Here is a 21,924-nt window from a genome sequence, read left to right as displayed (position 1 = left end):
ACAACACCGTCCGCGACCTCGCCAATCGCCCGCGCCTGGCGCGCCGTCTTCACCCCGAACCCGACGCAGATCGGCAGGTCCGTGTGTTCCTTGATGCGCGAAACCGCAGCCGAAACATTGTTCGTGTCCGGCAGGGCCGAACCCGTCACACCCGTCATCGACACGTAATAGACGAAACCCGACGTGTTCTCCAGCACCTTCGGCAGGCGCTCTTCGTCGGTCGTCGGCGTGGCAAGACGAATGAAGTTCAGCCCCGCTTTGATGGCCGGAACGCAAAGCTCCTGATCCATCTCCGGCGGCAGGTCGACGATGATCAGACCGTCAATGCCCGCTTCCTTCGCATCGGAGAGGAAGCGGTCCACACCATAGATGTAGATCGGGTTGTAATAGCCCATCATCACGATGGGTGTGTCGTCGTCGTCTTCCCGGAAATCCCGCGCCATCCGGAGCGTCCTGGAAAGCGTCTGCCCGCCTTTGAGCGCGCGCAGGCCGGCGGCCTGAATGGCCGGGCCGTCGGCCATCGGGTCGGAGAAGGGCATGCCCAGCTCGATCACGTCGCTGCCCGCCGCAGGCAGCGCCTTCATGATCGACAGCGCGGTCTCATAGTCCGGGTCGCCGCCCATGAAATAGGTCACGAGCGCGGGACGGTTCTCTTCCTTCAGCCGCGCAAAGCGGCGGTCAATGCGGGTGGTCATGGGAGGATGCTTTCTCTTCGGACAGATTGTGGGTTCGGATCCTGCGGCTCAGATCTCCATGCCGAGCATCTTTCCAACGGTATGCACGTCCTTGTCTCCGCGACCGGAGAAATTGACGATCATGATCTGGTCCTTGCCCATGGTCGGCGCAAGCTTGATCGCATGGGCAATCGCATGGGCCGATTCCAGCGCCGGGATGATGCCCTCAAGACGCGTCGTCATCTGGAACGCCTCAATCGCCTCATCGTCCAGAACGGGCGAGTAGATCACACGGCCTGAATCCTTCAGCCAGCTGTGCTCCGGCCCGACACCGGGATAGTCCAGCCCCGCAGACACCGAATGCCCGTCGAGGATCTGCCCGTCATCGTTCTGCAACAGATAGGTGCGGTTGCCATGCAGCACGCCCGGACGGCCAGCCGTCATGGAAGCGCAGTGCTCGTCGCCCTCCAGCCCGTGGCCGCCAGCCTCGACGCCGTGGATCTCCACCTGGCGGTCATCGAGGAAGGGGTGGAACAGGCCGATGGCGTTCGAGCCGCCGCCCACCGCCGCCACGATGGCGTCGGGCAGCCGGCCCTCCAGCTCCTGGATCTGCTCGCGCGCTTCCGTGCCGATCACCGACTGAAGATCGCGCACCAGCTCGGGATAGGGATGCGGGCCTGCAGCCGTGCCGATCAGGTAATAGGTGTCCTCGACATTGGTCACCCAGTCGCGCAGCGCCTCGTTCATGGCGTCTTTCAGCGTGCCATGCCCCGAAGAGACCGGCTTCACCTCGGCGCCCAGAAGATGCATGCGGAAGACGTTCGGCTTCTGCCGCTCCACATCGGTCGCGCCCATATAGACCACGCAGGGCAGGCCGAAGCGGGCCGACACGGTGGCCGAGGCTACGCCATGCTGACCGGCCCCGGTCTCGGCGATGATGCGGGTCTTGCCCATGCGCTTGGCGAGCAGGATCTGGCCGAGGCAATTGTTGATCTTGTGCGAACCGGTGTGGTTCAAATCCTCGCGCTTGAAATAGATCTTCGCGCCGCCCAGATGCTCGGTCAGGCGTTCTGCGAAATAGAGCGGCGAGGGACGGCCCGTATAGTGACGGCCGAGATATTCGAGCTCCGCTCGAAACGCCGGATCGTCCTTGGCCTCGTTCCAGTGTTTCTCCAGATCGAGGATCAGCGGCATCAGCGTTTCGGCAACGAACCGGCCGCCGAAAATGCCGAACATACCGTCATCATCCGGGCCAATCCGGAAGGAATTGGGTTCAATGGGTGCAGTCATGCGTGCGCGTCCCCTTGTTGCTTTTCGCCCATTCACACATGGCGGACAGGGACAAGTCAAACACATGTCTCACCGCAAGACTTTCAGCAATTTATTGAAATATCTACCAAAATCACCGTCCGCCGATGTTCGATTACCCGCGACTTGTCCCTTTCGCGGCTCAGCTTCCAGTGGACAGGATGATCCCGCCTGATATCTTTACGCCCCATGGTGGTGACTGATCTCATCGACGCGTCGCAAAGGCTTGGCCGGGTTCCCGGCCTGCATTCGCTTGACGTTGCGGAGGCTGAGGCCGCCATCGGCGCGCGCTACAGGCCGCATCGCCTTCTGATGCCGTCCGGCGAAGCATCGCTCGACTTCCGGCACCATGCCGTCGCGGGCGAGGGGGCTTCTCTCAATCTCCTGCGCTATGGCCCCGACATCGAGGTCGAAGCCGGCATTTTCGACACGTTCTACATGCTGGAGTTCCCGCTTTCCGGCGGAGTGGACATTCTCTACGGGCGCGACCGTGTCGCGTCGCGTCCGGGTCATGGCCTCATCCTGTCTCCCGGGCCGTTCGTGCGCTCCAACTGGCGTCCGAGCACCACGCAGGTGATGTTGCGGCTGGAGCGCGATTTCGTCGAGCGTTCCTGGCAGCGTTACACGGGCGATCCGGTGCGCCGCACGCCGTTCTTCAAGCCGGAGATCGACCTCGACACGCCGGTCGGGCGGCGGCTGGCGCGTCTCTTCGGGCTCATGGTCGCGGAAGAAATCGAGGCCGCCGACAGCACGGCTCTTTCGCCCATGCCTCTCGTCAATGCGGTTCTGGAAACGCTCTTTGCCCATGTGCCCTGCCGCGAGGCAGAGCCTTCGGCGCTCGCCGCCGCCGGTCCGCTGCCGCACTATGTGCTGAGCTTCAAGGCGCTGCTCGACGATCCGTCAGCGCTTCCGCTCACCGTATCGACGCTGTGCGAGCGACTTGAGGTGTCCCAACGCACGCTGACCACAGGCATGCGACGGTTCACCGGGCTCTCCCCGCATGATTATCTCACCATGCGCCGCATGGAGCATGCCCGGCTTCTGCTCGAGCATGGCGATCTGCCGGTCGCCACAATCGCCGCCCGCGTCGGATACGCCCATGCGGGACGGTTCGCCGCCGCCTTTCGGCGTTACTGCGGGCACAGCCCCGCACGCTCCAGAACCCTTTCCTGACGCATTTTCGGAAGCATCTGTCCCATTCGGGAAGCGAAATGCAGCTGTGCGCCGCCCCGGCGTTGACACGGGACGCGTCCAGACCTGCACTCACGGATCACCGCGCAAGAAAAAACGGGAACTGACCTTGCAAAAAGGCGCGTGCGCGGCGACACGGTGGGCAACATTGTTTTGTCCACTCCGTGAGAGGGAGGGTGGTTTTGAGCCGGGCTGTTCTGGCAATCGATATCGGGTCTTCGGCCCTGAAAGCCGTTCTGTTTTCGCAGGACGGCGCAATGCTTGCCACGCGCTCGGCGGCGATCTCCACCGTCTCCGGTGCAGACCGTTCGCAGACCCAGAACCCGGCAGACTGGTGGGCCGCGCTGGTCAGCGCGCTTGCCGATATGCCATACAGGCCGGATGTCGCGGCGCTGGTTTTCACCGGCTCCATGCAGAACCTGATTGTTCTCTCGCCCGAAGGCGAAGCACTCGCGCCCGCCGCGCTCTATTCCGACCGCCGCCTCGATGAAGACGAGATTGCCGCGCTCGAAGCCCGCCTGCCGGGCGATTATGCAAAGCGCGTCGGCAACCGTCCGGACCCTGCGCACACGATCTTCAAGCTCATGCGGCTTGACCGTTTCGCACCGGATCTTCCGGGCGAACACCGCTTCTTCTTCGGCGCGAAGGATGCCGTCACATTCAGGCTCACGGGCCGGGCCGTGATCGATCCCACCGTTGCCTCCACCACAGGCCTGATGAACATCGCAGAGCGGTGCTGGGATGCCGAACTGCTCGCCACTGCCGGTGTTGAGGCGTCGCGCCTGCCCGAAATTCTCCCGGCCGATGCGATCGTCGGTCCACTGCGCGCGGAAGCTGCCGCAGCGCTCGGCCTTGTCGCGGGCATCCCGGTGTTCAATGGCGCGGGCGATGCCGCGGCCGCCACCTGGGGCGCCGCCGCTGACGAACCGGGCCGGGCCTACGCCTATCTCGGGACCACCGGCTGGGTTGCGGCCACGCTCACCATGCAGGATGCCGCGCCCCCGCGTGACATCTACACGCTTGCCGATCCGGTCCATCCCGACCGCGCAATCATCATCTCGCCATTTCTGACGGCGGGCGCGGCCATGGACTGGCTCGCCGAAATCACGGGCGAGAGTGTCGAAGCCCTGCTGGAAGCGGCTGTGATGGCGGACGATGCGCGCGCCGCGCCGCTCTTCCTGCCCTATCTCTCCGGCGAGCGCGCTCCATTCGAGGATCAGCGCGTGCGCGGCGCATTCCTTGGCCTCGACCGCACCCATGGCAAGGGCGCAATGGCGCGCGCCGTGCTCGAAGGCGTGGCCTTCGCCATCCGCCACAATCTGGAAACCGCCGGCCTGCCGCCGTCGCCGCTCACCGTCATTGGCGGTGCGGCGCGCGATGCGCTCCAACGGCGCACGCTCGCCAATGTTCTGAAGCGCGAGATCGCCTTTCCCGATGCAAGTCAGGAGATGACGGCGCTGGGCGCGCTGCGCATGATCGCCGCAAAGGCCGGTCTCTCACTTGCCGCCATGGATGCGCCGCCCGTTCTCGCGCCTGATACAACCAATGACGCCCCTCATGCCCAGCGCTGCGACAGCCGCTATGAGGCCTATCTCGCAGCATCCCGTTTCGCGCGGGAACAGGCCCGCCTGCTGACGTAAACGAAAGAAACGAAAACCGTTCAACGGATCGGAGGAAATGATGAAACGCCTGCTTCTCACCACAGCCGCACTGGCCGGTCTTGCTCACGCAACTACGGCCAATGCCGAGGACATCGCGGTGCTGACGCCCTATTTGAGCTCCGTTGCCACCAATGAAATGGTCGAGACCTTCACGAAAGAATCGCAGGCGAAGGGCTGGACGGTCAATGTGGTCGACACGCGCGGCGACTTTCAGCAGCTCGCAAGCCGTGTGGAAGACGTCACCAATGCGGGCGCGGACGCCATCGTTCTGGTCAGCGTCGATCCCAACCAGATCGGCGATCAGGTTGCAGCCGCGGCCGGCAAGAACATTCCCGTTTTCGTGCTGGACGGCGCGCTTGCCGATGGCGTGACCGCCAACATCACCACCGACAATTTCGCGCTTGGCACCATCCTCTCGGACTATCTGTTCGAGGCGCTGGGCGGCGAAGGCAAGATCGTCAAATTCTTCCACTCGGCGCATCCGGGCGTTCGCCAGCGTGAGCTGGCGCTGGATGAAGCGCTGAAGAAGGATCCGGATTTCGAGGTCATTGCCGAGCATTACGTGCAGGTGCCGGGCCCCATCGACAATGCGCGGCAGGCCATGGAGACCTTCATTCGCCAGTATGGCGAGGAGATCGACGGCGTCTGGGCCGCCTGGGATGAGCCCGCCGTCGGCGCGCTGCTCGCCATCCAGAGCGACATGCCCGATGCAGACATCGTCATCGCCGGCATTGACGGCAACCCGCAGGCGATCGACCTGATCGAACAGTGCACCAACCTCGCCGCCACGGTGCGGCAGGATTTTCCGGGCATTGCGAGCGCCGCAGTCGGTGAGATAGAAACCGTTCTGGGCGGCGGCGAACCTTCCTCCCGCGAGATTTTCGTGGAGGCCAAGGTGATCGACCGCGAAACGCTCGGCTCAAACTGCGAGTAAAACCCGCAAAAATGCTGGAGATCGCAGGGCTCACGAAACGGTTTGGCGGCGTCACGGCGCTCGATGGCGTGCGCCTCGACGTCGCCGCCGGCCGTGTGCATGCCCTTCTGGGGGAGAACGGGGCCGGCAAGTCCACCCTGCTCAAATGCCTCTCCGGCGTGCACCGGGCGGATGCCGGCGCAATGCGCCTTTCCGGCAGGGATTTTGAGCCTGCCAGTCCCCGCGCGGCGGAAGCCGCCGGTCTGCGCTCCGTGCATCAGGAACTCAATCTCGTTCCCGGCTTTACGGCCTATGAAAACGCCTATGTGGGCCGGGCCTATCCCCGCCGTTTCGGCCGCGTCGACTGGAAGGCGATGCGCACGCGCTTCGCGGCCCTGCGGGACCGTTACAGTCTCGACCTGGATATCGACGCGCCGGTTGGTCGCCTCTCGGTTGCCAAATGCCAAATCGTGGAGATCCTGCGCGCGCTGATGGACGATGCGCAGGTGCTAATCCTGGACGAGCCCACCGCCTCGCTGAGCGAGGATGAAGCGACCGTCCTGCGCCGCATCGTGCGCGATCTGGCCGATCAGGGTTGCGCCATCATCTTCGTGTCGCACCGGCTCGACGAGGTGTTCGCGCTGGCCGATGACTACACGGTGCTGCGCAATGGCCGATCTGTCGGCAGCGGGCGGATCGCCGACACCTCGCGCGACGGGATCGTCGCGCTCATGGCGGGCGAGGCGTTTCGGCATGAACGCCATGGCGATGCGCGCGCGCCGGGCGAACCCGTTCTGGAGCTCTCGAATTTTCGCGCGGGCTCAGGCCGGTCGCCCATCGATCTGACCGTGCGCGCCGGCGAGATCGTCGGGCTCTACGGCGTGGTCGGCAGCGGGCGCTCAAGCCTGTTGCAGGCGATCTGGGGGGCGGCCGGACAGGCGCGGGGCCATATCGCGCTCGAAGGAGCATTGCTCCCACCATCCGGCATTGAAAGCCGCAAACGCGCCGGCGTCGCCTATGTCTGCGAAGACAGGCGCAACACCGGTCTCGTCATGCACCATTCCATTCTCGACAATGCCGTCCTGCCGCATCTGGAGCGGCATCGCGCGATGGAGGCCCTGCCGGTCGTTTCCTGGCGGCGGGCGCGGTCCGGCGTTCGCTCCGCGCTCGAAGGGCTCAGCGTCAAATATGGCGGCCTCGGCGACCGCATCTCGACCCTGTCGGGCGGCAATCAGCAGAAGATCATGATCGGCCGCTGGTTCGATCCATCGCTGAAACTGTTCCTGCTCGATGAGCCGACGCGCGGCGTGGATGTGCGTTCCAAGGCCGAAATCCATGCACTGTGCAATCGCCTTGCGGGCGAGGGCGCGGCCGTTCTCTTCGCCACCAGCGATCTTGAAGAACTCCTGATGCTCGCAAGCCGCGTCGTGGTCATGGCGCAGGGGGCCGTCACGCTTGATGCGCCCAACAGCGCCGTCACGCGCCAGTCCGTCATCGACGCCACCTTCCATGCCCCGCCGCCTGCGCCTTCCCAGCCGGAGACACGACCTTGAGCTTTTCCGCCCGCTACGGAACCCTGATCGGCCTTCTGGCCATCGTCGCCCTTTTTGCGGCGCTGTCGCCGGAGGCATTCGCCAAGGGCTCGAACCTCATCAACATCACCCAGCAGATGTCCCTTCTGGCCATCGTTGCGCTGGGGGCCACATTCGTCATGTCGCTGTCGGAATTCGATCTTTCGGTCGGCGCGGTGGTTTCCATGGCGGGCATTGTTTCCGTCACGCTGTTCGGGGCGGGGTGGGGCATCGTGCCGGTCATGCTGGTCACGCTCATTGCGGGTTTCGCCGTCGGCGCAGTCAGCGGGCTCGCCATCGCCACCTATCGCATGCCCAGCTTCATCGTCACGCTTGCCATGGGCACCATTGTCGGCGGCATCACCTACTGGATCAGCGATGGCGCAACGCTCTTCGGAAACATTCCGGTGGGCTTCCGCGATCTGGGCCGCGGCTATCTCGCCGGCATTCCCGTTCTGACCCTCTGGGCGCTCGCGGCAACACTGTTTGCGGCCTTCATCCTCGACCACACGGAGCTTGGCCGCCGCATCCTCGCCATTGGCGGCAACCGTGAGGCCGCGCGCCTGACCGGCGTGCGCATTGTGCCCAACAGTGTTTGGGCCTTCGGCCTTTGCACGCTCTTTGCCGCCCTTGCGGGCCTGCTTCTCACAGCGCGCCTTGGCAGCGCCCATCCGACCGGCGGCAACGGTTTCCTGCTTCAGGCCTATGCAGCTGTGTTCCTCGGCATGACCGCCTTCCGCGACGGGCAGGCGAATGCGCTCGGCACGCTTCTGGGCGCGGCGATCATCGCCGTGGTCGCCAATGGTCTCACCATTCTCGGTGTGCCGAACTACCTGCAGGACATCTTCACCGGCTTGATCATCATCGGCGCTGTGCTGGTGCGCAACATCGGCGGCAGGACGGCCTGAGCGCATGGGTGCGGATCACGCCTATCAGCGTCTCGCCAACCGGCTCATCAGCGAGCTGACCGGCGGTCTGTGGCGCAATGGCGATCCGCTGCCATCGGAAAACGCGCTGGCCACGGCCTATGCCGTCTCACGGCGCACCGTGCGTCAGGCGCTGGAGCTTCTCCAGCGCGAGGGCTTCGTTTCCAAAGGGCAGGGGCGCAGCACGGTCTACCGTGAACGCGCCATCGGGCGCAGCAGCGAAAAGCTGGTGGATTTCCCCACCGCTGCGCGCGAAGCGGGCTTTCGCCCCTCCACACGGCTCGTCTCCACCGCGCGTCGTCAGGCATGCCTGTCAGCCGCCCACGCGCTGAACCTTCCGCTTGGAAGCGAGGTGTTCGAGATCCGGCGGGTGCGCCTACTGGAGGGCCGTCCGGTGGTTCACCAGACCTCGCTTCTGCCCGCGGCTCTGGCCCGGCGGCTGGACGTTGCCAAACTCGCGGACACGTCGCTCTACACCATGCTTCGCACGGCGCTCGCAGGCGAGATATTCCTCGCCCGCGAACATGTTTCGCTGCTCACGGCCTCGGCGGAAGAGGCCGAAGCGCTATCGATCCCACAGGCCTCGCCGCTGCTTCGGGTACAGCGCGTCGTGGTCGACAAAGATGGAACGCCGGTCGAATATTCCAACTCGGCGCTGCAGGATTCCTTTTTCCGCTTCTAAAGCATTTCCGCTTTTTCCGGAATTGCTCCAGGCACTCACGCGCGGAGCACTGCTATTGCGCATGGAGCGCCGTGTCGAACCTGCCCGACACCTTCACGCATTTGCTCGTATCCGCTTCGGAAAACGGCCCGTCCTTGCGGCAGATGGACGTGTCGAAACTCCCGGTCACACGCGCTTCGCCATCAAGGCTGAGACTGTCGAGCGTGATGCCGGCATGCCCCGCATTTTCGTCACTGATATAGAAGGGGCTGTCCATCCCTTCCGGCCACCAGCTGATGCTACCGGTGATCATCTGCGCCGAGGCGTCCGTTCCCAGCGCCGTAAAGTCGATCACCAGCATGTTGTTGAGGCGCGACTCTGCTTGCGGGCCCATTGCCTGAACCGAGACAGTCACGGAGGGGCCAACAGGCACGAAGGTCGCCATGGCCGAGCCTTCGGAGGGGAACGCCAGTGTCTCGCCCGTATATCCGGTTCCATCGATCGTTGCCGTCACGCTGCCGATCCTTTCGCCTTCCAGCGCCATGGCGGGGAATGTAACGAGCGAACCTGCCAGCAAGAGAAGGCGCAGAGTGGGCTTCATGTAAGTGCTCCTGGGTTGTTCAGGGAAAGGTGAGGGGACCGGAATCACGGGAAATCCCAGTCCTTGTGGCTGATGCGGAAAATGCGCGGTGTACCGTCCGGCTGATCGGGATCAATACGCAGGGCGTATTCGGTGCGCTGCGCCCGCCCGAAATTCACACAGTCCACAATGACGGTGATCATGCCGCGATACATGGGCTGCGTGGGATGGCGACGCGGCTCTTCGCATGCGCCGTCGAAATCCTGAGCGCCATAAATGGGGTCGGCCCCCGCAGCGCCGGATATGAAGCGCTGCACGATGGCTTTCTGGAAGAACCGCCCGGCCCCCGTGCGCGTGTAAAGCTCGGTTCGAATACCCTGTTCCTCAAGCGAACGCAGTTCGTACAGCGCGCGCACCAGCCCTTCCGATCTGGCGATCAGGTCGCCGCCAGGCTCCACGGAAACGCGTTTGGCCGGCTTTTGTGGTTTTGCTGGCTGTCCAAAATCAGGCCGCAGATAGTTCGCATTGACCCAGCCCGCCCGGATCAAAGCGCGATCCTGCATCAGGCACCAGCGCGGCGGCAACGCCCGGCGCTGCGCTTCGCTCATGCGCTGAAAATGTGCCGGCGGGATGTATGGAACGCATGTGACCTGTTTCAGGCCGCCTTCATTGCTGCGGAAACGCTCAATCACCGGATAGCGTGTGCCCGGGCCCATACGCGCGTTGAGCGCGTCATTTCTGGAGACGCCAACCACCCGCCAGCTATCGGGCCCATGCCCGTCGATTTCAGCCGAAGCCGGGGCCGACATTGCTGTCAGCGCAAACAGGAACCCCGCGATCAGTTTTCTCATTCCATCGTGCCTTTGCTTCGTTTCCGCCCGCCGGCGCGCTTCGGCCGGGCAGGGCGAAAGAAGCGGCGATAAAGACAAAAGGAAATAGTGCAGATGCACTACGGTCTTGCGCCCGGGGCTTTCGGTGTGTCCGGAGCGGTGAACTGGCCAAAGGTCGCCAGGTGCAATTGCACCAGCTCTGTCCGGCTGGCGACGTGCAGTTTTTCAAAAATGTTGGCGATGTGGTTGCGCACCGTGGAAGGGGCGATGGCCAGCTCCGTCGCGATTTCCCGAAAAGTCAGCCCGGTGACGTAGGAACGCACGATCTCCATTTCGCGAGGGGTCAGGCGCGCAAATGCGCCAAGTGGTGTGAGCCGCACGAGATAATGCGCACCCCGGCGCTCGGCGCTGGCAAGAAGCGCCGTGCCCTGCCAGGCGCCGGTCTGCACAAGCCCCTCCCACATCCCATGCGGCAAGCGGTTGGAAAGCGCCCCTTCTTCGCGCGCCAGCTCCGAAAACCGGTCGAGGCCCACCAGAATCCAGCCGCCCCGATCCACAAGGCCGATGGCTTCGCTCTCGCGGCCGTGACGCATGAGCGAGGATTGCCGGTTGATGCGAAGCGCTGCCGAGAGATGCGGCACGATCACGTTCTTCATCATCCGGGAGGCGTCGCAGAAGACGTTTGTTCTGGCTTCGGAACAGAGGCCCACAAAGCTGACATAGCCATCCAGAGGCTCGGCCGAGATCGTCGCCATCATCTGCCGCGCTCCAAAGCGCCGCCAGTGATCATTATAGGCGATGCTGTCCCGATAATTCCGGATATCGTCGAAACGGGCGGCTTTTCCCAATTGCCCCAGCGTGATGTCGCAGAAGGCATCCTGATCGGCCACCTGAGACCAATCATTGAGTATCTCGGGCGACTGCTCATAGGTAACCAGATCCGTCACGTCGCGGCTTTCAGCCGCTCCGCCGCCCCAGACCGCGAAATCGAAATCGATCAGCTTTGTGAGCCGCTCCAGCGTACGAAGCCGAAAGGCCTCGGGATGGCAGTCGGCCGCGTCCGAATAGAGTTCGAGCAGGAAATCGGAAGTGGAGGCAAGCCGGTCGTTCATGCCAGTGAATCGTGGTTTTCAGCGAGTGAAATGAATGAAGTGAATCTGCATTTTCCTTACGTAAGGGCAATAGAAAATTTCAGATTCAAGAAATTTGTCAATCAACCACAATTCATGGAAATTAATCAGACGGGAAATGCCAATAAAAACCAAACAAATGGCTCCATTCATAAGCGAATGTCTCATTTGAGCGATGGTTTCTGATTATTATTGGATTCTGAGCTTGAAAACCAAATTTTTATAATTAAATAAAAACCATGCTTATGATTCTGAAAAACGCGACGATCAGGTGCGCCCGGGAAACTCATGTTTCTCCCGGGGCGGTGTGTCGTTGAGATAAGCATAAGTTCTCTTCCGTCCCGGGTGCCAGCCAGAGCATCGATCCAAAAAGTGGAAGCCGGTTTTCGGTTTCCTCCGATGCTCCATCGAAACTCTGGACCGTCTTTGGCGCGTCCGAATGGGTGCACGGCGATCCAAGTGCCTGGAAGAGATCACCAATGTCGAGAAAAATTCAGCCTCTGGTTTGCGCGCATTGCGGAAGCCTGTCTCCGCGCGCCGCTTCGCGGTGCCTTCACTGCCTGAGCCCCATTCGCCCGGACGATCAGCCGGTCAAACTGCCTGCGCGCCCGCGCGAGCGCCCCGGCCGCGGCTTCCGCCATGTCGACCTGGAGGTGAGCCTGATATGAGTGCGATCCGCAAAACCTTCCTGCGCATACTCTGGCCGCTGCTTTGCACCGGGCTCGCCATTGCCGCCTATATGCTGCACCAGCCGGTCATGGAGTGGCTGGAACTGGGCATCCCGCCCAAACCCATTCGCGTGCTGACAGGCGCTGTCGCCTATTTTTCGGCGGCGTGGCTGGGCGGGCGTCTTGTCGCCATGGCGCTGGAGCGGGCCGGGCGAAAGCGCCGTCAGGTGCCAAAGCTTCTGCCGGAGCTGATCTCGGCTGCCCTGTTCCTGGCCGCGACGCTGGCGACGGTGATGCTGGTGATCGGACAGAGCTGGAGCGGCGCGCTGGCCGGTTCCGGGCTTATCATCGCAATTCTGGGCTTCGCGCTGCGCAGCACACTGGCGGATGTCTTTGCCGGCATCGCGGTGGGCATCGAAGCGCCGTATCGCATAGGCGACTGGGTTTCCATCGACGACCAGACGCGCGGGCGGGTGATAGAGATCGGCTGGCGCACCACGCGCCTGTTCACCCGCAACGACACCTATGTGATCCTGCCCAACAGTCAGATCGCACGGCAGAAGCTCACCAACTACAGCGCTCCGAACCGGAAATACCGGACGCAGGTGGAAGTGGTGCTGTCTCACGCCTTTGCCGTCAGCGATGCGCGCAAGCTTCTGGCCGAGGCCGCCAGCCGTTCACCGATCATCGTTCAGACGCCGGCGCCGGACGTTCGGGTCGCGTCATACGATCCGGAAGGCATTCGCTATAATGTGCGGTTCTGGGTGCCCAGCTTCGCCGATGACATCGACTGCCGGGATGCAATCTTCGCCGAGATCGATGCGGCCCTGCGCAATTCAGGCCTGCCGCTGCCCGTGCCGGGGATACGCATTCTGAATGGTGGAGCGGAGGCGACCTCCGCTCCACGCAAGGTCATGGAGCACTAGAGGGAAAGCCGGGCTTGGAGCGTTTCCGCTTTTCGTTGAATTGCGAAAACGCCCTACTCATTGTTTTTACGCAATTCCGGTCGGAAAACCGGTTCCCACTTTTCCTGGAATTGCTCTAGGCCGTCAGATCTTCCAGCTTGGCGTCCGGGGCGTTGTTCTTCACGGACTGGATGCCGTTCTCGCGCGCGCTTTCGCTGCTGTAGGATTCGCTCGTGCCGATCACCTGGCCATTGGAGGCCTTCAGGTTGAACATGGGCTTGCCCGAAGAAGTATCCTTGCGCTCGTAGCGCTCGTCCTTGGGAGAGTTGGTGCGAACGGACTCGATGCCGTTCTCCGCGCTCGACTTCTGCTTGTAGCCTTCGCTGGCCAGAATGATCTCGCCATTGCCGGCTTTCAGGCGAAACCTGAATTCACCCGCCTTGTCCTTGTAGAGTTCGAACTTTCCCGCCATTGCGGATGCCCTCCTGATGATGATGCGTCGTCACGTCTGGATCCGTGAATCCATATGCGCAAGATGCTTTGTTATGCCGGGTCTGTCACCCCGGGCGGTGTGGATTTCACAACTAGAGAGCACTCTTGCCCAGCACGCGGACCTCTTCGATCCAGCTTTTGCGCTTTTCTTCACTCGCTTCTTCCACTGCGCCGAACAGGGTTTCGCGCACGGGCGAAAAACCGACGAATTTCAGCACGTGGCGGCGAAGGCTGCGCAGGCTGTGCGAGAAGAACCAGAGCCGGTAGATCAGCGCCGGCATGCCCATGGTAACGATAACCCGCGCCGACTTGCCCTTGAGCAGCGTTTCGGGAAACCCTTTCTCCTTGTAGGCAAAGGCAACGCCCGGACGCAGGAGCTGTTCGAGAAAACCCTTCAGGAGCGCCGGCATGGTGCCAAGCCACAGCGGGTAGATGAACACCACATGCTCGGCGGCGGTCACCGCCTCCTGCGCCGGTTTCAGCACGTCGGGCAGTGCTCCGTGCAGAAAATCCTGCTGTGAATTCAAAAGCGGGAAGTCCAGCGCCGCCAGATCGATGATGTCGACCACATGCCCGGCCCCCTGCGCCCCTTCCGCATAGGCGGCAGCGAAGGCGCGGCAGAGCCGGTCGGGGCTGGGGTCGGGATGCCCCAGCACGATGGCGATGCGCCGGGTCATCGGGCCGCTAAAGCCGTTCGACCAGCTTCACCTGAAAGGTGTGCATCTGGCCTTCACGGGAGATGGAAACATATTCGCCCTGCCGGAAGCGTTCCTCTCCGAGGCGGAAGCCGATCTCGTCATCGCGCTCGCCTTCCTCATAGTCGAAATACCACTGGCCGCCGGGCTTGCGGCGCAACCGGCCAATCTTGTCCTGCGCGTCCGGTTCAAAGCGGCGCACGCGGCACTGCATCTGGTGCTTCTTCCACTCCACGGGGTCGAGGCGGCCCTCCGTGTCCAGCGGTACGAGCAGATCGTAGCCCTCGTCATGCTCACCCATCGGGTGCCCTTTTTCGCGGGCGAGTTCGAGCCGGACATGGCGAAATTTCGGAGAGAGGTCAGAAACTGTGGTCATGCTGGATCCTTTCGTTCTTCACCACCCTAGAAAGCCGATTCTGAAGGCGCTTTGACAAAGATCAAGTCATTGTTTGCCACTGTTCCTTGACCCGCATCAAAGTTTGCTATGCTAAAGCTGATAGTTCTTGAATCAATTATGATCCGAAAGGCTGGAAATGCAGAACTTCACGCTCCGCACGGGCGTCTTCGCGGCGCTCTTCGCAGCAGCCTGCGCTCAGGCGATGGCAGACGAAGCTGATGAACTCGTGGCCTATGGCCGGGAGCTGATCGAGACGAACTGCTCCAGTTGCCATGCCGTCGGCGCGACCGATGAGAGCACGCATCCGGAGGCGCCGCCCTTCCGCGAGCTCTCGCAGCGCTATCCGCTGGAGGCGCTGGAAGAGGCGTTTGCAGAAGGCATTGTCGTGGGCCATCCCGACATGCCGGTCTTCATCGCCGAGCCTGACCAGATCGACGCGATCCTGACTTATCTCGCCACGCTCCAGTAGCGCTTTTTTAAGAAGGAGAAGAACCATGGCCGATAAACCGAAATGCATTCTTGTCGGCCTTGAGGCCAGCGAGGGGTTTACCTCCACGCCGGCGCTCGATTATGCGGTGGCGCTTGCCGCCCATCATGGTTCCTGTCTCACGGTCTGCGCGCTGCCGCCATCCATCTACCTGCCGATCTCGCGCACCGGTGGCGGTCTGGCCAGCATCGTCAAGAAAGAGCTGGACGCACTGGAAGCCACCACGCGCGAAACCGCAAAGGCTGCGGCGCGGCTTGCCGCAGGGGCCGGCGTGGAATGCGTGACCGAGCAGTCGCTTTCGCGGCTTGAGCCACGCAGCGCACGCCTTGCGCGCCTCGCAAGGGTCAACGATCTGTGCGTGCTCGACGCGCCGGGCGAAGGCTCGGATATGAAAAGCGATGTGGTCGAGGATGTGCTGTTCGACAGCGGCCGGCCTGCGCTTCTGGTGCCGCAGGCGGGTGGCAATCCAGCGCCGAAGCGTGTTGCGGTTGCCTGGGACGGCAGCGCCCGTGCGGCGCGCGCGGTGGACGATGCGCTGTCCTTCCTGCAGGAAGCAGAGCAGGTGTTCATCGTTTCGGTGACCGGCGAGAAGGATCTCTCGCGCATGGCGCCGGGGGCCGACCTTGCCGCCTATCTCGTCCGCCACGGGGTCAATGACCCGCAGATTGAAACACTCACCGCCATTGATGGCGATGTCACGGCGCGGCTGAATGCGTTTCTGTCGGCAGAGCAGGTGGAGCTGATGGTGATGGGCGCTTTCGTTCATTCCCGCTTCCGCGAGGCTGTCCTCGGCGGTGTCACCCGCACCATGCTCCAAAGCGCGCCCGCACCGCTTCTGTTAGCGCACTAAAGAAATTCCAGGAAAAGCGGGAACCGGTTTTTCGTCCGGAATTTCGTAAAAACAATGCGTCAGGGGGAGGGGAGAAGTGCCTTCCCCCTGACGGGCACATGTGCGCCCGTATGAGGGGGAAGGCGAGGGCTTTCGCCGCAATCAGGTGCGCAGCACACGGTAGATCGCGGGGATAACCAGCACGGTCAGCAGCGTCGAAGACGCCAGACCGAACAGGAGCGAGATCGCCAGACCCTGAAAGATCGGGTCCGCAAGGATCACCGCCGCGCCGATCATCGCCGCAAAGGCGGTGAGCAGGATCGGTTTGAAGCGGATCGCACCGGCTTCGATCAGCACCTCGGTCAGCGGCCGCTCGGGCGACGCCGCATGGCGGATGAAGTCCACCAGCAGGATCGAGTTGCGGACGATGATGCCGGCAAGCGCGATGAAGCCGATCATCGACGTGGCCGAGAAGGGCGCGCCAAACAACCAGTGCCCGCCGAGAATGCCGATGAAGGTCAGCGGGATCGGCGTCAGGATCACCAGCGGCACCTTGAACGAGCCGAACTGCGCCACCACCAGAATGTAGATGCCGAGCAGGGCAACCATGAAAGCAGCGCCCATGTCACGGAAGGTGACCCAGGTCACTTCCCACTCGCCATCCCACAGAAGCGTGGGGGTGCTTTCGTCCGAGGGCTGGCCGTTCAGGCTGATGGTCGGCTTTTCGAGCCCCGTCCAGTCCTGCGCATCCAGCGCCTCCTGCACGGCCATCATGCCATAAAGCGGAGCCTCGAAATCGCCGGCCAGTTCTGCCGTCACCATCTCGGCCGCACGGCCATTGTGGCGGAACACCGGATAGGAGGCGCGCTCCTCGGAAATCTGCACGACATCGCCCAGCTCCACCACGCCGCGGCTGCCCGGCAGCACATTGGCGGGAATCGGCGTCGTCAGGAAATCCTCGTCCAGCGTCTTCTCGCCCTTCGGCCGCTCAACACGGATCGGGATCGGCTGTCGGCCTTCGCCGCGATGCGAATAGCCAACGGTCTGGCCGCCATTGAGGATGGCCAGCGTGTCGAACACGTCGCTTTCCTCGACACGGTAGAATTCCGCATCATCGGTCGAGACCGTGGCGCGCAGACGCCGGGCAGGATCGCCGAAGGAGTTGTCCACGTCCACCACGAAGGGAACGGAGCGGAACGCAGCCTCTACCCGCTCCGCCACCTGGCGGCGCGTTTCGGCATCAGGACCATAGATCTCGGCCAGCAGCGTCGCCATGACCGGCGGGCCGGGCGGCGGCTCAACGACCTTCAGGCTCGTGCCCTCGGGCACCGGCAGCGTGGCAAGGCGCTCACGAATGTCGAGCGCGATGTCATGGCTGGCGCGGTCGCGCTCGCCCTTGCCGGTCAGGTTCAGCGCCACGTCGCCCTGTTCAGGGGCTGCACGCAGGAAGTAGTGACGCACCAGCCCGTTGAAGTTGAACGGAGCGGCCGAGCCCGCATGGGTCTGCACCGAGCGCACCTCGGGCAGTTCGAGCACGTTGCGCGCAACCGCCTGGGCAACCGCATCCGTGGCTTCCACGGAAGAGCCCTCGGGCAGGTCGATCAGCACCGCCAGTTCCGACTTGTTGTCGAACGGCAGCAGCTTCACGGTCACGTCCTTGGTGTAGAACAGACCGAGCGAGCCAAGCGTCACGAGACCAACGGCGATGAGGAAGAACCAGCTCCGCCCCTTGGTCTTGAGGATCGGCCGGGCAGCCCAGCTATAGATGCGCCCGAGCGAACCGCCCTGGTGATGACCGTCGCCACCATGCGCAGCGATGGGGGCCTTGCCGGCGGTCTTCATCATCAGCCACGGCGTGACCATGACGGCGACGAAGAAGGAGAAGATCATCGCAGCCGAGGCGTTGGCCGGGATCGGGCTCATATAGGGCCCCATCATGCCGGACACGAACAGCATCGGCAGAAGGGCGGCCACCACGGTCAGCGTGGCGACGATGGTCGGGTTGCCCACTTCCGCCACGGCCTCAATGGCCGCGCGGCGGCGGTCGCGCCCGTCACCCATGCCCCAGTGGCGTGCGATGTTCTCGATCACCACGATGGCGTCATCCACCAGAATGCCGATGGAGAAAATCAGCGCGAACAGCGAGACGCGGTTCAGCGTGTATCCCATCACGCGGGCGGCAAACAGGGTGAGCAGGATGGTGACCGGAATGACGATGGCCACCACGATCGCTTCCCGCCAGCCAATGGCAACCCACACGAGCGCGATGATCGAAATCGTCGCAAGAGCCAGGTGGAACAGCAGCTCATTGGCCTTTTCATTGGCCGTTTCGCCATAATCGCGGGTGATCTCCACGGAGACACTGTCGGGAATGACATTGCCTTCGAGCAGCTCCACACGCTCCAGAATCTGGTGCGCCACGGTCACGGCGTTTGCGCCGGCGCGCTTGGCGACTGCCAGCGTGACGGACGGAACGCGTTCGATTGCGCCATCCTCGCTGCGGGTCACGGTCGAGACCAGCGCTTCGCTGGCATCCGTCGTGAAGCTCACATCGGCCACATCACGCACATAGACGGGGCGTCCGTCACGCGCGGTCAGCAGCAGATTGCCGATTTCGGCCGGCGTGCGCAGCGTTTCGCCCGCAACAACGGTGATCTGCTCACCCGCATCGCGCACCTGCCCGACGGGGAAGGCGCGGTTTGCGCCCGACACCTTGCCGGCCAGCTGCTGCAGCGTGATACCGTTGAGCGCCAGGCGGCGCGGATCGGGCGCGATGCGGATCACCTCGCCGGTTTCGCCAACCAGATAGGTCAGGCCGACATCCTCGATCTTGGCGATCTCGGTGCGCAGCTCGCGGGCGATCCGGGTCAGATCGGTCGCCGTGGTGCTGTCGGCGGCCTCGGGCTTCGGAGACAGGGTGAGCGAGACGATGGCGACATCGTCGATCCCGCGTCCAACGATCAGCGGTTCGGGAATGCCGACGGGAATGCGGTCCATATTGGCCCGCACCTTGTCGTGCACGCGCAGCACTGCGGCGTCGGACGAGGTGCCGACAACGAAACGCGCGGTGACCATGGTGCGGTCGTCGCCGGTCTGCGAATAGATGTGCTCGACACCGTCAATGCCCTTGACGATGGTTTCCAGCGGCTCGGTCACGAGCTTGACGGCGTCTTCCGCCTTCAGCCCGTTGGCCTGGACGTGGATGTCCACCATGGGAACGGAGATCTGGGGCTCTTCCTCGCGCGGCAGGGTGGCAAGCGCCACCAGCCCGAAGGCGAAAGCCGCGATCAGGAAGAGGGGGGTGAGGGGCGAATTGATGAAGGTGCGCGTCAGCACACCGGCAATACCCAGCTTTTCTGGTGCTTGGTTCATGGCGCGATGACCGTGTCTCCGGCAGCGAGGCCGCTCAGGATTTCAACAAAGTCACCATCGTCGCGGGTAACGGTTTCGCCCGGAACCACCGTGCGTTCGATGGTTGCCCCGCCTGCTTCAACGGTGACGAAATCGATGCCCGAGCGCGTGGTGACGGCAGCGGCGGGAACGAGCAGCGCTTCGCGTTCGCCCACCGGCACACGCACGAGCACACGCGCATCGACAAAGGCAGTGTCGAGGCTTTCCACCTCCACATCCGCGATAACGCGGCCATTCTCGATCTGCGGATAGATCTTGGCGAGACGGCCTTCCACTTCCTGCCCCTGGCTGGTGATGTGAATGGCTGCATCTTCTTCGAGCGCAGCTGCGTGCCGTTCGGGGATTGCAAGACGCAGGAAGAACCCACCGCCGCCAATCGTGGCGATCGGTTCACCGGGCAGAACCACGGCGCCCCTTGTGACGGGAACCGTCAGGATCCGGCCATCGAGCGGCGCAAAGATTGCGCCCTCGGCACCCTGCTGTTCGATCACCGAACGCTGTGCTTCGGTGGCGGCGATCTGGTTGCGGATCACGTCCACCTGCGTGCGCAGCTGGTCGAGCCGCTGGGTGGTAACAACGCCGCGTTCCACCAGTGTCTGGCCGCGGGCGAGTTCTGATTCCGCCGTTTCCATCTGCGCCTCCAGCGCGCGCAGCTGCGCATCTAGAGCGGCGATCTGGAATGCGATCTTGTCGTCACGGATCGTGCCGATCTGCTGCCCCGAAGTGACATTGTCGCCCTCGCTGACATTCAGTTCGACAACGATGCCACCGATGCGCGCACGCGCCGGCACCGTATCCCGGGCTTCCACGCGGCCATAGACCGGCTTCCACTCGGTTATCGCAGTTGGCGTCAGGGTGATGTTTTCGGCGAGTGCCGGGCCTGCTGAAAGAAACCCGGCGAGAAGAAGTATGGCGCGCATCGGAGCCTCACTGTGGTGATTAAAACGCGGTGCCGGACTTCACGCCCAGCTTGCGGAATAGGAACGCGGCCGGGCAGAAGCCCGTGAAAGCCGACTGTAGCATGTTCAGGCCGATAAAGACCGTGAACCAGATGAACAGTGGCGAGACCCACATGGTCAGAACCACGGAGAGAAGTATCATGATGCCAGCAAAGGCGAGAACTGCGCGATCGAGTGTCATGGCTATGCCTCCTTGAATATTATGATGTCTTCATATATTAATATACGAGTGAAATGCAAGACCCGATGATTTGAACTTTCCCGCAACGATATGGATCGGATTGTGCAGCAGCCCGCGAGAGCGCTTGACATGACTGCCCGCGCACCCGACATCTGAGATGCTCATAAATTCATGTATTCAGATGAACGAAAACGACATCGCCGCCTTTGAAAGCAAGGCGCGGCAAGCCTCGGACCTCCTCAAGGCCATGGCCAACCAGAACCGGCTCATGATCCTTTGCCACCTGCTCGATGGCGAAGCGAGCGTGAATGCGCTGGCGGAAGCGGTTGGCATGTCCCAGTCGGCCTTATCCCAGCAGCTCGGCAAGTTACGGGCGCTGGGGCTGGTGGAGACGCGGCGAGACGGCCAGCAAATCTATTACAGCCTTGCCGCACAGGAAGTGGAGCAGGTGCTCCAGACTCTCTACGGAATCTATTGCGCGTCCGGCAAGGGCTGAGTCTGCATATCCCTTGCAATGGCCCGCTCGCGGAAAACGATGTAGAGCCCCGCGCCAATGGTGATGGCGATGCCGAGAGCGGCGAGCCCGTTGGGCAGGTCGCGGAAGATCAGCCAGCCGATCACGGTGGCGAAGGGAATCTCCAGATACTGGATCGGCGCCACGGTGGCCGATGGCGCAAAGCGCAGCGACCAGGTCATGAGCAGGTGCCCGAACGTTCCGAAAAAGCCCGATGCGATCAGGAGCAGCGTCTCCCGCAGGTCTGGCTGCACCATGCGCAGTTGCGGCAGGTCGAAGCCGAGATTAATGAACGCGACCGCCGCAAAACCGATGACGGCGTAAATGCCGCTCACCACCTGAAGCGCAATCGGGTCGGCCACGCGCGAGATCTTTCGCGTCACCAGCATGTAACCTGAGAAGGCAAAGGCGACGACCAGCGGCAGCAATGCCGGTGCGCCCACGGTCACGAGGTTCGGCTGCACGACCAGAAGCGTGCCGATGAAGCCGACCGTGCAGGCGGCAAGACGCCTTGGGCCAATCGCTTCGCCAAGAAAGAACTTTCCGAAAGCGAGCATGATGAACGGCATGACGAAGGCGATTGCCACGGCGTCGGCCAGCGGCAGATAGCGCAGCGACATGAACATTGCGCCGATGCCGGTGATGTGAAGCGCCGTGCGCAGCACCGTCAGCCGCATGACGTATCCGGGCAATGCGAGCCGCGTGCCGCTCCACCAGACGATAGGCAGAAGAAAGACCACCTGCGCGGCGAAACGTACGACCAGAAGCTCGAACAGCGGAATGGTCTCGCCCAACAGTTTCGCGATCGAGTCGCCCAGAGGGGCGACCGCGCAGAAACCGATCATCAGGAGGATGCCGACAAGCGGCCGGTCGTTTGTCATCGCGCGAGATTATGGACGGGCTCTGACCCGCGCAATGTCACATGAGGCCGAAACGGTACG

The 21,924-nt window shown here is 62.9% G+C and carries 21 protein-coding genes and 2 pseudogenes; 10 read left to right on the top strand and 13 right to left on the bottom strand.

Annotated features, from left to right (window positions below; genetic code table 11):
- Positions 1 to 695 (bottom strand): tryptophan synthase subunit alpha (gene trpA, locus ACRTG1_RS03930; RefSeq protein WP_432515764.1); only part of this gene is annotated, 695 nt, incomplete at its 3' end.
- 48 nt (positions 696 to 743) lie between these two features.
- On the bottom strand, positions 744 to 1,964 hold the full coding sequence (gene trpB / locus ACRTG1_RS03925; RefSeq protein WP_299935743.1) for a tryptophan synthase subunit beta: 1,221 nt from the start codon (positions 1,962 to 1,964) through the stop codon (positions 744 to 746).
- 207 nt (positions 1,965 to 2,171) lie between these two features.
- On the opposite strand from trpB, the gene ACRTG1_RS03920 reads away from it, so the two are divergent.
- From ACRTG1_RS03920 to ACRTG1_RS03895, 6 genes are all read left to right on the top strand, one after another.
- Positions 2,172 to 3,155 carry an AraC family transcriptional regulator gene (locus ACRTG1_RS03920; protein WP_432515531.1) on the top strand — a complete coding sequence of 328 codons (984 nt, stop codon included), beginning with the start codon at positions 2,172 to 2,174 and terminating at the stop codon, positions 3,153 to 3,155.
- A 200-nt stretch (positions 3,156 to 3,355) separates the two neighbouring features.
- Positions 3,356 to 4,813, top strand: coding sequence for an FGGY family carbohydrate kinase (locus ACRTG1_RS03915; protein WP_432515530.1), 1,458 nt, complete (start codon positions 3,356 to 3,358; stop codon positions 4,811 to 4,813).
- 40 nt (positions 4,814 to 4,853) lie between these two features.
- A complete protein-coding gene (locus ACRTG1_RS03910) occupies positions 4,854 to 5,768 on the top strand; it encodes a sugar ABC transporter substrate-binding protein (RefSeq protein ID WP_224873706.1) in 915 nt (304 codons plus the stop codon).
- 11 nt (positions 5,769 to 5,779) lie between these two features.
- Entirely contained in the window at positions 5,780 to 7,300 is a 1,521-nt protein-coding gene (locus tag ACRTG1_RS03905) for a sugar ABC transporter ATP-binding protein (protein ID WP_432515529.1), read from the top strand.
- Entirely contained in the window at positions 7,297 to 8,226 is a 930-nt protein-coding gene (locus ACRTG1_RS03900; RefSeq protein WP_113156980.1) for an ABC transporter permease, read from the top strand. Before ACRTG1_RS03905 ends, ACRTG1_RS03900 begins: the two co-directional genes overlap by 4 nt.
- Positions 8,227 to 8,230: 4 nt before the next feature.
- Positions 8,231 to 8,926, top strand: coding sequence for a GntR family transcriptional regulator (locus ACRTG1_RS03895; RefSeq protein ID WP_206548989.1), 696 nt, complete (start codon positions 8,231 to 8,233; stop codon positions 8,924 to 8,926).
- A gap of 52 nt (positions 8,927 to 8,978) precedes the next feature.
- Here the strand turns inward: ACRTG1_RS03895 and ACRTG1_RS03890 are convergent, their stop codons facing one another.
- The 3 genes from ACRTG1_RS03890 to ACRTG1_RS03880 form a co-directional block, all read right to left on the bottom strand.
- Entirely contained in the window at positions 8,979 to 9,506 is a 528-nt protein-coding gene (locus tag ACRTG1_RS03890; RefSeq protein WP_432515528.1) for a hypothetical protein, read from the bottom strand.
- 44 nt (positions 9,507 to 9,550) lie between these two features.
- Positions 9,551 to 10,336: a hypothetical protein gene (locus ACRTG1_RS03885; protein ID WP_206546406.1), complete on the bottom strand. Its 786-nt coding sequence runs from the start codon at positions 10,334 to 10,336 to the stop codon at positions 9,551 to 9,553.
- A 98-nt stretch (positions 10,337 to 10,434) separates the two neighbouring features.
- A complete protein-coding gene (locus ACRTG1_RS03880; protein WP_432515527.1) occupies positions 10,435 to 11,427 on the bottom strand; it encodes a response regulator transcription factor in 993 nt (330 codons plus the stop codon).
- Between the two features lie 682 nt (positions 11,428 to 12,109).
- On the opposite strand from ACRTG1_RS03880, the gene ACRTG1_RS03875 reads away from it, so the two are divergent.
- On the top strand, positions 12,110 to 13,039 hold the full coding sequence (locus ACRTG1_RS03875) for a mechanosensitive ion channel family protein (protein WP_206995875.1): 930 nt from the start codon (positions 12,110 to 12,112) through the stop codon (positions 13,037 to 13,039).
- A gap of 115 nt (positions 13,040 to 13,154) precedes the next feature.
- Here the strand turns inward: ACRTG1_RS03875 and ACRTG1_RS03870 are convergent.
- The 4 genes and pseudogenes from ACRTG1_RS03870 to ACRTG1_RS03855 form a co-directional block, all read right to left on the bottom strand.
- Positions 13,155 to 13,295: pseudogene (locus ACRTG1_RS03870) on the bottom strand (YegP family protein); the annotation flags it as partial.
- Positions 13,296 to 13,328: 33 nt separating this feature from the next.
- Positions 13,329 to 13,490, bottom strand: a pseudogene (locus ACRTG1_RS03865) (YegP family protein); the annotation flags it as partial.
- Between the two features lie 112 nt (positions 13,491 to 13,602).
- On the bottom strand, positions 13,603 to 14,187 hold the full coding sequence (locus ACRTG1_RS03860; RefSeq protein WP_206995876.1) for an NAD(P)H-dependent oxidoreductase: 585 nt from the start codon (positions 14,185 to 14,187) through the stop codon (positions 13,603 to 13,605).
- A 7-nt stretch (positions 14,188 to 14,194) separates the two neighbouring features.
- On the bottom strand, positions 14,195 to 14,581 hold the full coding sequence (locus ACRTG1_RS03855; RefSeq protein WP_206546410.1) for a hypothetical protein: 387 nt from the start codon (positions 14,579 to 14,581) through the stop codon (positions 14,195 to 14,197).
- Positions 14,582 to 14,738: 157 nt separating this feature from the next.
- Between ACRTG1_RS03855 and ACRTG1_RS03850 the strand changes: the two genes are divergently transcribed.
- Together ACRTG1_RS03850 and ACRTG1_RS03845 are read left to right on the top strand one after the other, a co-directional pair.
- Positions 14,739 to 15,071 (top strand): c-type cytochrome, encoded by a 333-nt coding sequence (locus tag ACRTG1_RS03850; RefSeq protein ID WP_113156989.1) that lies wholly within the window; start codon positions 14,739 to 14,741, stop codon positions 15,069 to 15,071.
- 25 nt (positions 15,072 to 15,096) lie between these two features.
- A complete protein-coding gene (locus tag ACRTG1_RS03845) occupies positions 15,097 to 15,939 on the top strand; it encodes a universal stress protein (RefSeq protein WP_206546411.1) in 843 nt (280 codons plus the stop codon).
- 141 nt (positions 15,940 to 16,080) lie between these two features.
- Here ACRTG1_RS03845 and ACRTG1_RS03840 read toward each other — a convergent pair whose 3' ends face one another.
- The 3 genes from ACRTG1_RS03840 to ACRTG1_RS03830 are packed head-to-tail and all read right to left on the bottom strand — an operon-like array spanning position 16,081 to position 20,469.
- Positions 16,081 to 19,290, bottom strand: a complete 3,210-nt coding sequence (locus ACRTG1_RS03840) for an efflux RND transporter permease subunit (RefSeq protein ID WP_432515526.1) — start codon at positions 19,288 to 19,290, stop codon at positions 16,081 to 16,083.
- On the bottom strand, positions 19,287 to 20,249 hold the full coding sequence (locus tag ACRTG1_RS03835; RefSeq protein ID WP_113156992.1) for an efflux RND transporter periplasmic adaptor subunit: 963 nt from the start codon (positions 20,247 to 20,249) through the stop codon (positions 19,287 to 19,289). Before ACRTG1_RS03835 ends, ACRTG1_RS03840 begins: the two co-directional genes overlap by 4 nt.
- Before the next feature lie 19 nt (positions 20,250 to 20,268).
- Entirely contained in the window at positions 20,269 to 20,469 is a 201-nt protein-coding gene (locus ACRTG1_RS03830; protein ID WP_113156993.1) for a YgaP family membrane protein, read from the bottom strand.
- Positions 20,470 to 20,650: 181 nt separating this feature from the next.
- Between ACRTG1_RS03830 and ACRTG1_RS03825 the strand changes: the two genes are divergently transcribed.
- Positions 20,651 to 20,965, top strand: a complete 315-nt coding sequence (locus ACRTG1_RS03825; RefSeq protein ID WP_113156994.1) for an ArsR/SmtB family transcription factor — start codon at positions 20,651 to 20,653, stop codon at positions 20,963 to 20,965.
- On the opposite strand, the gene ACRTG1_RS03820 is transcribed toward ACRTG1_RS03825, so the two are convergent.
- On the bottom strand, positions 20,941 to 21,864 hold the full coding sequence (locus ACRTG1_RS03820) for a DMT family transporter (protein WP_206995881.1): 924 nt from the start codon (positions 21,862 to 21,864) through the stop codon (positions 20,941 to 20,943). The two genes, ACRTG1_RS03825 and ACRTG1_RS03820, sit on opposite strands and share 25 nt — an antisense overlap.
- Positions 21,865 to 21,924: the final 60 nt, after the last annotated feature.

Origin of the sequence: Nitratireductor sp. PBL-C9 (assembly GCF_050877045.1) — a bacterium.
GTDB lineage: Bacteria > Pseudomonadota > Alphaproteobacteria > Rhizobiales > Rhizobiaceae > Nitratireductor > Nitratireductor aquimarinus.
Note: the sequence above shows the minus strand (reverse complement) of the source record. Positions and strands in the feature narration are given on the sequence as shown.